The organism is Pseudomonas sp. CH61 (assembly GCF_059429415.1).
Genome location: NZ_CM182098.1, coordinates 2,825,801 through 2,837,366 on the forward strand (window position 1 = coordinate 2,825,801; position 11,566 = coordinate 2,837,366).

Consider the following 11,566-nt stretch of genomic DNA (forward strand, 5'->3'; position numbering starts at 1 on the left):
AGTGAATCCGCCCCGACCAGTCATGCCGGCCGAGGCGGTACAACCATCAGCCGTGGTTAAACGACTGGAGCACGCCAGTCATCGGAACCCGAAGTACCGGAGACTTCGTGGGTCCAGGTGATTTTGCGGTAGGTGAATTGCACTTCTTCCAGGTGGGTGAAGTGCGCGTTGCCTGGATCCTGGCAGTTGTGCATTTTGTTGTTGATGGCGACGATGATCGCGTCTTCCAGTTTGGTGGTGTAGTAGTGCTCTTGGGTGCCTTGAGCAGAAGTACGGAACCACTGGATAACGATTTCGCTCATGCGCTCGCCGGAGGTCAGAGCGGCTTGCAGCAGAGGCGAAGCCTTGTCGTAGACCTTGGTGATCACAACTGGCTTGTGCACGCGCTGACCGGTTGGCTGACCGGATTGTGGGTCACGCGGGATGATCACGTCGTGGGTGAAAGCCTGCACCATGACCTGGTCTTCGTGGCCTTCCTGGTAGGTGTTGCCTACGGAGTCAGCGGTGAAAGCGCCTGCAGTGATCAGGCCTTGTTTTTCGCCAGTGACGGACATGTACGCTGGTGTTGCCATGGGGATGCTCTCCTTGCTTGAAAGACATACCTCTCAGGCACCATTGCCTGAAAGGATGGCTATGCGCCATCAAAGTTCATGCCAGCTTTTGTGCAACCCATACAGATCAAGGCCCCGAGCTCATCGACTGATCTTTTCCTGTGACTAAGCCAATGAAAAACAAGGGAAAGTGCGCAACTTCTTGCGCAGTGGTGTGCAAGAAGTTGCGCACTTGGCTGGAGGCCAATAACGACGTGGGCTACAGAGCATTCACCCGAGAAAAAAAGAAAGTCACTGCGCAACTTCTTGCGCACTTCAAAAAATGAGCGGCGTTGAAAAACCTTCAGTGCCCACCCACGGCCGCCGCTCCCGCCCCACGCGGCCCCGGTCTGAACCCGTGCGCCCGAGCACTCCAGGCAATCACAAACCCCACCGCCACCAACACCATCATCGCCCATGGGAAAGCGGCAACTCCCCATCGATCCAGCAGCACCCCGCCGACCACCCCGCTGCCTGCAATCGCGCTATTCCACGCCACCACATTCAACGACAACGCCACGTCTGCGCCATCCCCCGCCGCATCCGCCAGAGCCGTCTGCAACAGCGTCGCCGCACCGCCAAAACTCAATCCCCACACCAACACGCCCAGATAAATCACCTCCGGCACTCGTCCGTAAAAGCCGAACCCTAAGCACACCAGTGCAAACGTGGCCAGACTCACCAGAACGGTCTTGCGCAACAACGGCTCAACCAACTTGGCCGTCAGCCAGATCCCCGCCAACGCTGCGAGACCAAACACCAACAACACCAGGTCCACTCGATCCGCCAGCCCCGCCGGCGCCACAAACGGCGCGATGTAGGTGTAGAGAATGTTGTGCGCCAGCATCCAGCTGATCACCACCGCCAGCACCGGCCGCACACCCGGCGTGGTCAACACGCGGCGCAGCGACAGACGCTGATGCGCAGGCTGCGGCGGATAATCCGGCACCTTCACCAACACCCAAACGATCAGCATCAAAGTCAGGGCCGACATCAACCCGAACGTCGTACGCCACCCGACCAAGCCACCCAGCCAAGTGCCGAGCGGCACGCCCAGTGACAGGGCAATCGGCGTACCGACCATCGCCAGTGCCAACGCCTTGCCCTGCTGATCCGGCTCGACCATGCGTCGCGCATAACCAGCCAACAGACTCCACGCCAAGCCTGCCGCCACCCCGGCGAAGAAACGCGCCACCAGCGTCACGCCATAGTGCGACGACAACGCCGTAATCGAGTTGAACAGCAGAAAACCAACGATGGTCAGCAACAACACATTGCGTCGACGCCAGCCGCGCGTGGCGATGGTCATCGGGATCACCGCCAGCACCGAGCCCAGCGCGTAAGCGGTGACCATTTGCCCGGCCATCGAAGGCGAAATCGCCAAGCCTTCGCTGATCAGCGGCAACAGCCCGGCGGGCAGGGTTTCGGTGACGATGCAGATAAAACCGGTCATGGCCAGCGCCAGCAGCGCGCCGATGGGCAGGCGTTTGGGCGCCGCCGTTAGAGTCAATGAAGGTGTCACGGGAAACTCCTTGAGTTTGGAAATTCAGACTTGCATACCGATCGATATAAAATACTGGCGGCAGCCGAGGCAAGTTGTCAACGACTTATGTATCGACTAGTATCCAAATCACTTTCCGAGGAGTTTCAGCTATGGCCAGAACCGGCCGCCCCCGCGCATTCGATCGCGACGACGCCGTCGACCAGGCCATGCAATTGTTCTGGCAACACGGCTACGACTCGACATCCCTCGCCCTGTTGAAAGCTGAACTGGGCGGCGGCATTTCCGCGCCGAGTTTCTACGCCGCATTCGGCTCAAAAGAAGCCTTGTTCGATGAGTGCGTGCAGCGTTACCTCACCACCTTCGCCCAAGTCACCGAATGCCTGTGGGACGAAACCCTGCCACCACGCCAAGCCATCGAAACCGCACTGCGCCAGTCAGCACGCATGCAGTGCGACGACGGCCACCCGAAAGGCTGCATGGTCACCCTCGGCGTCATGAGCGCACCCAGCCCGGAAAATGCCCATGTCGCTCAAGCCCTCACCCACTCCCGCGCCCGAACCCGCGCCGGGATTATTGCGTGCGTCGAGCGTGGTGTGAGTGAAGGGCTGTTAGCGGACGACACGAACGCGGCGGCCATGGCGACGGTGTTCGACAGTTTCCTGCAGGGGATTTCCATCCTTGCTCGGGATGACACACCGATTGAGAGCATTGATGCGGCGATTACGCAGGTGATGCGGACGTGGGATGTGATGGCGAAGAGTTGACGTCTACATTGCCCCCACTTAATCTGCTCCCATCTCACCCAAGGCAGTACGCGGTCCTAACCATCCAGGACACGCCAAACCCTTGGGCGTTTTTTACCAAAAAAATGCAGGCCTAAAGCGGATGATCTGCGAGCCTCACTCGTAAAACTTCCCAGCCAACAAAATCTCCGCGCACCGTTGCCAGACATTAGAAACGGCAGCATCCGCCTGAGCATTCCTCGAAGTAGCCATCGCCCAAGCAGCCGCAGCATCAAGAAACGTATCGACCGATCCATTTTCCCAGCCTAACGCACCCGCCTGATAAGCAGATGATGGTGTCGCCTTCTCCAGTGCCCGCTCACGGGAGAAATCAACGCTCAGCGCCGCGACGAAATCGATGAACGATTGCTCATCGGTGACACGTTCCAGCAACTCATCAAGATCTACAGACATAGCCATCCTTGCGTTGAAAGATTAGTGCCGAGCAGCACGCGATAATCACAAGATGCCCCATCGCTAAGCGACCACCTCAACATAACTCGATTCCCCGCCCCCCTCGGCCCCCGACAACCAACCCCACACAAACCGCAACGTCGTCCGCCCCGCCTCATCAATTCCCACCACACCCCGCGACCAACCCGCGCGGATCTCGCCATCCGTGGTGATGCACTGATAAAGCAGCTCGATACTGTCAGCCCCGGTCACCCGCCCGACCTGGTTGCCCATGCGAATATGCCCACCCGCATAAGTCCCCCAAACCGCCTCGCCTTCGACGAGGTAGTGAAACACCGTGCGTGCATCGGACAACCCCTGAGCGTTGTTCGCCACGGAAAACCGGCGGTTGTTCAAACGCTCGGTGACTTGCGAAAAAACAGATTGCATAAATGCTGCGTCCCTGGATGTAAGAATCGGTTCCTGTTGCCGGTCATCCTGCCCCGGCGTTCACCAATGGCTAGAAGGTGCATGCCACTTAAAAGTGGCGCTTGCAAACTACAACGTTGCAGGCAATCCCCTACAACCACCTCGGATCTCACCGACTTGTGTGGCGTGAAGGCAAAATCTATCGTAAGGCAGCTCGCAATCACCCGATCAAGAATGAATTCATATGAACTGGGTCAGCCATTATCTGAAAAGCTTCAAAATAATCTCGAGCAACTACCGATGGTTTACCGCCAGTTTCATCTCCGTATCCGCACTGTTCATACTCTGCAGCGCTCTTAACTCCCTTCTTCCGGTGCTACTCAGAAATGCCGCAAACACGTTTGACGGAGCTTCGGACGCAACCACCCATTTTCTACTATTTGCAGGTTGCTACGCCCTACTCTGGACAGCCTCACAAGTTCTTTCCAGCGTTCGTGGTGTTTTTTCAGCGTGGGTACTCGCCAAGTGCGACGCAACCCTTCACGAAACCATCCTCACAAGGATATTTCAGTACTCACACAGCAAACAGCAGGGGCTCGACCCTGGGTATGTAGCGGCTGACATCAACAGGTCTGCGAGCAGTTTCAGCTTGGTGACCGTAGGCGTTTTTTGGACAATCGTTCCCATTGCGGTCGAGATCCTTGTCGCCATCAGCGTGCTCTACACCATCATGGGCGCGGCATACGCGATGCTGTTTCTTGTTGCTTGCGTTGCGCTTACCTCCTTGGCCATCTACGTCGCCAAAGCCAGCTCAAGTATTCATCGAGCCTTGTTCGAAGCTGATAACAATCTTTCAAGCTATACGGTTGAAAGGCTTGGCAGGGTGTATGACATCAAGATCAACAACAGCCTTCCCAAGGAACTCACCCTTGGCAGGAGCTTTTTTGACAACTACGTCAAAACCATCAGAGACGCCAACCTTCGCATGGGCATCCGAATTGCCTGCCAAGGCTTGGCGATTGGCGCAGTACTGACATTTTTCATACTGCTATCCGGCCTGTACTACCGCGCGAATTTCACTGCCGGCGATTTCGTCATGATCGTTGGATACATCACCCTGTTCACCATGCAGTTACATCTGCTGGCGGGCACTCTGTTCAACCTTCAAGCCCACCTCATGTCATTGAACGACGGCATCAAATACATCGAGGAAGATATCAAAGAGCAGTATCACCCGGAGCATCACGAAAACGTCGAAGGCTTCATGCTTACCGGCGTATCACTGGCCAAGGACAACAAAACAATCCTGAACAACATCAGCGGCCAGCTGATTTCTGGCGTAAATATCATCTCCGGAAAGTCAGGCGCGGGAAAAACCACGCTGATAAACATCCTTTTGGGTCTTGAAGAAGCTGATACAGGGACAGCCTTTTACAGGGGGCACCCGATCAGTGAGGCAGTCAGTGAACACATACTGTCAGAGGTTTCCGTCGCGCCACAGAAACCGGTTCTTCTGTCCGGTACGCTCGAAGACAACCTGCTGTATGGCGCTGATAGCGTTTGCCAAAAGAGGCTGAAGGAGATTGTCGAACTGCTCGGGTTCACGCGCCAAGGCGCGGACGGTGATGCTTTGCTTGCAACACAGATAGACGTTTCAGGCAGCGGCATGAGTGGTGGTGAACGACAGCGAATCGCTATCGGCCGAGCGATTTTAAGAGAAAAACCCACGCTGATACTGGATGAACCCACGGCGGCGCTTGATGAACGAACCGCACACAAAATCGTTGAATGGCTGGCTCTTCGCACACCCAACTTGATCATCGTCACTCATGACGAAAAGCTGAAAAGGAAATACGGCATAAAAATAGAACTGAGTGAGGCCACCGTCGATTCTGTTCACGTGTAACAGGCGTTGTTCAAAAATCGAGATTGCCGGGTGTGACAGTCCCTTGCTCAAACGCGTTTCCACGCTAGGTTTAAGGTCAAGTGGCAACAAAGCCTTCCTGACCTAGTCGGCAAACCCCCTCACCCACGAGTTCACGGGAGGCAAGATGAGCAACTTCCCAATCGTCGCCACCGTCCTCTCAATGATCCTCGGGCTCTCCGTCACCCGCCTGCTGCTCGGCGCATTAACGGTATTCCGCATCCGCCGAGTAGCCAAGCCAGATTGGGTGGCGCTGGTCTGGGCGGTGATGCTGTTTACCATTCAGCTGCAATTCTGGTGGGCCGTCAACGCACTGTCGGCGGTGAAACAGACCTTCTCGTTTCTCGAATTTCTACTGTTGGTGATGCTGACACTGTCGCTGTTCGTCACGGCGGCGTTGTTGCTGCCGAGCCGTAGTGAGGATGAGCAGAACGGGTTGCGCGTGTATTTCGAACAGGACGGGCGCTATGCATTGCTGTCGCTATCCACGTACCTGTGCCTGGGACTGATCGTCAATGTCACGTTGTTTCAGGCATCGCCAGTGGCGCTTTGGGGATTGCTGGATGTGATCATGATTGTGTTGCCGATTGGCGCGTTTGTGGCTCGGTCGCGTAAAGCGTATGTGGCGATTACGCTGATTTATGTGCCGATTAATGTGATCGATACACTGATTTCGCTTACGACCTGACGATGCCGCCATGCAAACGAAATTGGCGACAGCGTCATTCTTGAAAAAAACTGTCCCCGTTCTTTTTGTACATGTCCCAGAAGCAGCCGCCGGCGAGGATGGCGGTTTCGGCTTGAGTGGTCATGGCTTGGGGCTCCTTTCGGAGGATTGGGTGTAGGTATTGTTATGTAGGCGTGTGGGCTGATTCCAAGGAGTTGCGCACAGGTAACTCGCGCGAATAAAGGGGCGTTCAGCGAACGCCCCTTTTCATACGTTTTTCCATGTCTTCAGGAGCAGCATTTTTCACACGCATGCTGACCGTCTGGTTTCACTGCAACGCCAGATCGCAAGACTTCAGATTGACGACTTTTTCCGCAGCTGATTTCTTCTGACGCTCAGTGATTGAGGACAAACTGATCATTCTTGAAGCGAACTTGATAATCAAATCTTCGTCCACGTCGTTATGACCTGTAATCAGATCTCCCGACACGCTGACGTTGAGAAAGGGTGAACGTTCGGACAACTGATCCCTTTCCAGGATAAGCCCACCAAAAATATGTCTGTTACCTTTGCGATCGCCCGAATACCAGGAATGAGCGATTGTTGCAGGGTCATTAAAGCAATCCGCATATTGAGGAGACTTCAGCAACTCCGGCGTAGGCGTATTTAAAGTATGTGTTACGAAGGACTCGTAATGCCCGATGGTTTGCAGATTCTTCGATGCCCAGCCCTTCTTCTCAAAGGCACTGGAAAATGCCCTGCCCACTGGAAACGCGAATTTCGTTGCGTAGTCACGACGCGACGTCAGGACCAACTCGACGGGCAGTTGGTCGTCAAAGTAAGTCTTGCGCTCATCTTGCAGTTTGAACATGGAATTGAACCGTTGAGCCTCAAATGCCGGGTTGATCAGAATTACCAGATTTCCGAAGCCTTCTATAGTGCCCTGATAGCCCGCGCCGGCTCCGCCCGTCCTGATCGCTCTATCAATAAGGACTCGGTCTATTGCCGACTGCACCACCAAACCACCGAAGCTGTGGCCAATGACGACTAGTCGAGTATCACTTTTGGCTGCTTTTGCCTTATCAAGTTCGTCAATACATGGGTGGTCTCTGCACGAGGCGATGACTGACTCCGTTGCTTCCTGAGCTTTGATCGCATCACGCGTACGCTTCACCAATTCGATACGGCTGAGCAGTTCGGTCACATCCCCTGCCCCTACTTTGGCGGCAGTATTCTTGCGGTCCCAAAATGTCAGAAACTCCAGCACCGGAACCCTTAGAGACAGTCCTCTCCAGCCAAGGTAAATGCCAAACACCTCCCTGCGCGGCCTCTGTTTTTTCTTGGCGTCTTTGGCCTCGGTGAGCGATACGTTTTCCAATACTTTCCTGAATGTATTGATGTTTCCATCGCCTTCTTTTGCCCGGTGATTCCATCCATGTGCGAAGACAACCATGAGCACGTCTCCCCTACCAGCCTTCTCTTGCAAGGCGCCCAGCACGTCATTCATCTGCTGCCTACTGAACAGTTCTCCTTGATCGTTGAACTCGACGTATCCAATCGTATATTCCCCGGGACCTTGCCGCTTCTGCAGTTGCGCCCGTTCGCACTGGTCGCTCCCTTCCTCCGATTGATCTATTACACAGACCTGCTTTTCGTCTCTCCATTGTTGATGAAAAGTGCAGCCCGAAATAAACAATAAAACCAGCATGACTGCTGCCACGCGGACGATGCCCATGATTGATCCCTCTGTCCTTTTGTTGATGTGTGCGGACTTTGCGCTCCAACGCCGAGCGAGCGGTTTCTTCCGTTCATTGAACAATTTGCGGTAACTAGCTGAATCGATCGGCAGCAAACAGGATGGGGCCGAGTAACAGGCTCATGCGCTGTCCTCCATGATGCACATTGGAATTAGCCCGCCCTCGCTATCTCAGTGGGCTCCACTAGCGACGGTCGTGGCGCTCTCAATAATTGCACTTTGATATTAGCTTGCACCTGAAAAACTGCCTGATCACGTGCCTGTCAAAATGATCAATACACGTATGGATACGCGGTGTTCCGGCAAACCCGCCACGCCTCCAGCAGAAATGCAGACGTGGTAACGCTCACATTGGGCGATGGCATCTTGTCGAATGAACCGAGGCGTTGGGGCTCGGAAAAATGATGACCTATGAATACGTGCTGACGTTTCAGAGCGCGCCGTATGCACTGAAGACTATGGCGACGTTGGTGGGAATGCGTTGATTTTGTGGAGAAGTTGAAGCGTTTTTACGGGTGTCAGGCCTCGGACTTCTGGCATTTCAAACGACCTGTTTAAAAGCATTCCTAAATACTTCCTACAGGCTACAACGCCTTGCGCCGTTGCCTACGACTAAGCCAGAATCCGCCGGCTTGTGCGCCGGGTGGGCGGGTTCTATCGTGGGTCGGTCACTGAATAGCAGTGATCGGGTTTGGTAGCCCGACTTTCCCAGGCGCATTGCGCACCTTTCGCAGAGATCGCTTTTTTGATCTCCGCTTTATGGTGGCCATGCGTAGGGCGTCCTCGGACGCGCCGGGCTCCTGGGCCGGTCTACCAACCTGTGCATGGCCGCCACCCCTCGTTTGGTAGCGAAGTGTGATGGCTCCTTAATCGTTTCCCAGGAGTTTCATCTATGTTCAAAATTACGCCAAATCCACCAGAAACCGATCCAATCTCAGGCGACGAATCCCCAGACGCCAAAAAATTCAACGAAGCCGTCGACCGCGCCCTCTCCCATTACCTCGGCCCTGCCCCGGAAATCATGCTCACCCCGTACCAAACCAACAAGATGTTTATCGCCAACCCGAACACCAAGACTGAGGAATTGCTGGTGAATGCCAGTGAATCACTCGGCTCGGCATCGGTGATGCTTGGGGATGTTATCGGGCTGGTGCAGGGACCGGCACGCAAGACACTGCAAGGCATTGCGCAGGTGGTGATGCTTGGGGAGTTGGCGGTGAATCGGGCGTTGGATAACGTGGTGCCGACGGAGTAACGAAAATTCCTCCATGACGGTTGGGATGCCGTCATGGAGGTTGATCAGACATACGTACAAAGACAGAATGATTACCACCACTCAAGCCAAGGCCGGTATGAGATATTTGATGTTCGCTTCTCTAATTTCACTTTTGCTTATCCTGAATATAGGCTTCTATAACGAAGTTTCAGACAGCGAAATCACTCGAATACATTTCATCAAAAAGCATCCGACCTTTCGAATGCAGTTTTTCAACATTCATGCGAATGACGGAAATTATCGACGTATAGAAAAACTCACGAACGAGCAGCGACAAGACATCATCGATTATTGTAAATACAGATTAGGTATCGACTCAGAGATAACCACCCAAGCCGACATCGAAACGTGCGCAAAGCGATAACACCAAAAAATAGGCACAGATGAAATACGGAAAATTCGGAACAGGACCATTTCTTAACTATGTTTGGCATCGAGATATTGCCTCTGTGAACCCACCTTGTTCTGCAAGCTACAGCCTACTGGCGATCTCCTTCCAGATGTAGGCGTAGTTGTATTTCAACCAACGCACCAGCACCTTGTCGAACTGCCGGCGAAACCAATTACGCTCTCTCGCAGCCAACCTTTCCTCAATCGACTCTCTGAGAGTTTCGGGGTCGAAGCCTGTCCACACCGGAGGCACAGCGGCCACAAGATTGGTGAAACACACCGGCGCGACCTCTGAATAGAGGATTTCGTAAAGGACGTCAGGGTCGACGCCTCTAACCTTCCTCGCCAGATAGTCATATTCGACCGGAAAATCGTTGAATGGCTCGGAGAGTGCCGCTCTGACCTTGGTCAGTTGTGGCTCAGTCAGAAGATGTCCCAATGCGTGAACTCCTCAAGCTCTTCATCCAATGAGCTCGCAACAGCTTCGCCTGCAACACCGCCTGCGACTGTTCCAGCAAAAACCACTGCGATTGCACAAATGGGAGCACCGGGTCCGCAAAATGCGCTGACGCCCAACCCCGCAAGAATCCCACCAAATGCCCCAGCACCGACAATGATTCCTTGGCGCGCAGCTTCCTTAGGTTTGTTTTCAGCATTCAATATCTGATATGTCGCCAGAGCCGCCGTCACAACAACTCCGAGCTTGCCCATGATCAGCATCTTTTTTGTACCGGCCGAGAACTTGGCATTATCCCGGCCCGAAGATTCCAGAATGGTGTAATGGACTTTGTTCTTCTCTACTTCCGAAAGGCTGTCGTAACCTTTTTGGAATAGGTTTTCAGAGTACATATTTAAAAGCGTTTTGAGCTCCGTCCCACCCTTTTTCTTCCTCTGGGCGATTGCCAGCCCCTGCGCAGAGGTGAACTTGCGATGCTCAACCATGATTTTGTTGCGCATCTCGTGACTGAACTTCACTCCCTCTTGCGCCGTAATCTTTCCAGCTTTCACGTCATCGCGTGTTTGCTGAGACATGCGCTGGATGTTCCTGATGTAGCTCGCTCGAGTTTTTTCATCAGATATCGCATCCAGTGAAAACCTCAGCGCAGAGCCCTCCATCAGTTCTAAAGCCCGATCAAGAGGCGAGTCTTGCAAGGCGTGCTCACGCTGGACGACATAGCTGCCGGTGACGATGTACGGCTCTGTCATAGGATGGTCCTTATCCCAAAATCGAATTCAACAGACTTTCGGTGAGAGATGCCGCTTCTTCGGATGCTTGCTCTTCAAATTGAAGCATCACGCACGCCTTCCCCGATAGGTTCGAAAATTTAATGGCGTTGTCTTTATCAAATACACCGGGCAACGATGAGCCGTCATCAAAATGCGCGGTGCACGATAGGCCTTCGTAGCTCTCGTCCGCAGGTATTCTGAAGCCGATCCAGCGCGCATACCCCGCTAACGGCGCAGGAGGTACAAACTCACAGGGCGAATGGGTATCACCGATTATCACCGTCCCGGATCCGCCAACAACGACGCCGCCGTGAGTGCCACCCGTGTCGATGGTTGCGGCATTCTTACCATTGATGAATACAGTCGAAGACAGTCCAGATGCAAGCGCACTCCCGCATGTGCACGCGTCACCCTGTCGTGCTGCGGCGAGTCCGTCGAAAAACACGTCGGGAGAGCCGCCCGCAATTGGGTTGGTGCCGTGCCCTGGCAATGGGCAACTGTATGGATCACTTTTTCGCGCCGCTGGCTTGGCCATAATGACTTCCTGTCAAATCCTTGTGAGCGTCGTAAGCTACCAGAACAGGTCACTTGTTAAAAATCTATGTGCTGTTGGGCGTTGCCTAACGCC

The 11,566-nt window shown here is 54.1% G+C and carries 12 protein-coding genes and 1 pseudogene; 5 read left to right on the forward strand and 8 right to left on the reverse strand.

Features of this window, described 5'->3' with window-relative positions; translation table 11 throughout:
- Window positions 1-56 precede the first annotated feature (56 nt).
- Together AC5SEM_RS12620 and AC5SEM_RS12625 are read right to left on the reverse strand one after the other, a co-directional pair.
- A complete protein-coding gene (locus AC5SEM_RS12620; protein ID WP_016983993.1) occupies window positions 57-572 on the reverse strand; it encodes an Hcp family type VI secretion system effector in 516 nt (171 codons plus the stop codon).
- Window positions 573-894: 322 nt separating this feature from the next.
- The gene (locus AC5SEM_RS12625) at window positions 895-2,112 is read right to left on the reverse strand and encodes an MFS transporter (RefSeq protein WP_495473169.1); all 1,218 of its coding nucleotides are present in this window, start codon (window positions 2,110-2,112) and stop codon (window positions 895-897) included.
- 131 nt (window positions 2,113-2,243) lie between these two features.
- On the opposite strand from AC5SEM_RS12625, the gene AC5SEM_RS12630 reads away from it, so the two are divergent.
- Window positions 2,244-2,858 carry a TetR/AcrR family transcriptional regulator gene (locus AC5SEM_RS12630; protein ID WP_495473170.1) on the forward strand — a complete coding sequence of 205 codons (615 nt, stop codon included), beginning with the start codon at window positions 2,244-2,246 and terminating at the stop codon, window positions 2,856-2,858.
- Window positions 2,859-2,993: 135 nt separating this feature from the next.
- On the opposite strand, the gene AC5SEM_RS12635 is transcribed toward AC5SEM_RS12630, so the two are convergent.
- Window positions 2,994-3,290: a DUF7660 family protein gene (locus AC5SEM_RS12635; RefSeq protein ID WP_495473171.1), complete on the reverse strand. Its 297-nt coding sequence runs from the start codon at window positions 3,288-3,290 to the stop codon at window positions 2,994-2,996.
- Between the two features lie 63 nt (window positions 3,291-3,353).
- On the reverse strand, window positions 3,354-3,719 hold the full coding sequence (locus AC5SEM_RS12640) for an avidin-fold protein (RefSeq protein ID WP_495473172.1): 366 nt from the start codon (window positions 3,717-3,719) through the stop codon (window positions 3,354-3,356).
- A 223-nt stretch (window positions 3,720-3,942) separates the two neighbouring features.
- Between AC5SEM_RS12640 and AC5SEM_RS12645 the strand changes: the two genes are divergently transcribed.
- A complete protein-coding gene (locus tag AC5SEM_RS12645) occupies window positions 3,943-5,604 on the forward strand; it encodes an ATP-binding cassette domain-containing protein (RefSeq protein ID WP_495473173.1) in 1,662 nt (553 codons plus the stop codon).
- Window positions 5,605-5,749: 145 nt separating this feature from the next.
- On the forward strand, window positions 5,750-6,310 hold the full coding sequence (locus AC5SEM_RS12650; RefSeq protein WP_495473174.1) for a hypothetical protein: 561 nt from the start codon (window positions 5,750-5,752) through the stop codon (window positions 6,308-6,310).
- Window positions 6,311-6,617: 307 nt separating this feature from the next.
- Here AC5SEM_RS12650 and AC5SEM_RS12655 read toward each other — a convergent pair whose 3' ends face one another.
- Window positions 6,618-8,024, reverse strand: a complete 1,407-nt coding sequence (locus AC5SEM_RS12655) for a hypothetical protein (protein ID WP_495473175.1) — start codon at window positions 8,022-8,024, stop codon at window positions 6,618-6,620.
- A gap of 294 nt (window positions 8,025-8,318) precedes the next feature.
- Between AC5SEM_RS12655 and AC5SEM_RS12660 the strand changes: the two are divergent.
- A pseudogene (locus tag AC5SEM_RS12660) lies at window positions 8,319-8,530 on the forward strand (acetoacetate decarboxylase (ADC)); the annotation flags it as partial.
- A 407-nt stretch (window positions 8,531-8,937) separates the two neighbouring features.
- Entirely contained in the window at window positions 8,938-9,300 is a 363-nt protein-coding gene (locus tag AC5SEM_RS12665; protein ID WP_095118579.1) for a DUF6124 family protein, read from the forward strand.
- A gap of 493 nt (window positions 9,301-9,793) precedes the next feature.
- Here AC5SEM_RS12665 and AC5SEM_RS12670 read toward each other — a convergent pair whose 3' ends face one another.
- The 3 genes from AC5SEM_RS12670 to AC5SEM_RS12680 are packed head-to-tail and all read right to left on the reverse strand — an operon-like array spanning window position 9,794 to window position 11,473.
- The gene (locus AC5SEM_RS12670) at window positions 9,794-10,150 is read right to left on the reverse strand and encodes a DUF7079 family protein (RefSeq protein ID WP_150774762.1); all 357 of its coding nucleotides are present in this window, start codon (window positions 10,148-10,150) and stop codon (window positions 9,794-9,796) included.
- The gene (locus AC5SEM_RS12675; RefSeq protein ID WP_495473176.1) at window positions 10,135-10,917 is read right to left on the reverse strand and encodes a hypothetical protein; all 783 of its coding nucleotides are present in this window, start codon (window positions 10,915-10,917) and stop codon (window positions 10,135-10,137) included. The genes AC5SEM_RS12670 and AC5SEM_RS12675 overlap by 16 nt, the downstream gene beginning before the upstream one ends.
- Before the next feature lie 10 nt (window positions 10,918-10,927).
- Window positions 10,928-11,473, reverse strand: a complete 546-nt coding sequence (locus AC5SEM_RS12680; protein WP_495473177.1) for a PAAR domain-containing protein — start codon at window positions 11,471-11,473, stop codon at window positions 10,928-10,930.
- Between the last annotated feature and the right edge of the window lie 93 nt (window positions 11,474-11,566).

Excerpts from the sequence above, each read along its gene's own strand:
- AC5SEM_RS12675 (WP_495473176.1), bottom strand. The coding sequence starts at position 10,917 with ATGACAGAGCCGTACATCGTCACCGGCAGCTATGTCGTCCAGCGTGAG.
- AC5SEM_RS12665 (WP_095118579.1), top strand. The coding sequence starts at position 8,938 with ATGTTCAAAATTACGCCAAATCCACCAGAAACCGATCCAATCTCAGGC.
- AC5SEM_RS12620 (WP_016983993.1), bottom strand. The coding sequence starts at position 572 with ATGGCAACACCAGCGTACATGTCCGTCACTGGCGAAAAACAAGGCCTG.
- AC5SEM_RS12655 (WP_495473175.1), bottom strand. The coding sequence starts at position 8,024 with ATGGGCATCGTCCGCGTGGCAGCAGTCATGCTGGTTTTATTGTTTATT.
- AC5SEM_RS12680 (WP_495473177.1), bottom strand. The coding sequence starts at position 11,473 with ATGGCCAAGCCAGCGGCGCGAAAAAGTGATCCATACAGTTGCCCATTG.
- AC5SEM_RS12650 (WP_495473174.1), top strand. The coding sequence starts at position 5,750 with ATGAGCAACTTCCCAATCGTCGCCACCGTCCTCTCAATGATCCTCGGG.
- AC5SEM_RS12640 (WP_495473172.1), bottom strand. The coding sequence starts at position 3,719 with ATGCAATCTGTTTTTTCGCAAGTCACCGAGCGTTTGAACAACCGCCGG.
- AC5SEM_RS12630 (WP_495473170.1), top strand. The coding sequence starts at position 2,244 with ATGGCCAGAACCGGCCGCCCCCGCGCATTCGATCGCGACGACGCCGTC.
- AC5SEM_RS12645 (WP_495473173.1), top strand. The coding sequence starts at position 3,943 with ATGAACTGGGTCAGCCATTATCTGAAAAGCTTCAAAATAATCTCGAGC.
- AC5SEM_RS12635 (WP_495473171.1), bottom strand. The coding sequence starts at position 3,290 with ATGTCTGTAGATCTTGATGAGTTGCTGGAACGTGTCACCGATGAGCAA.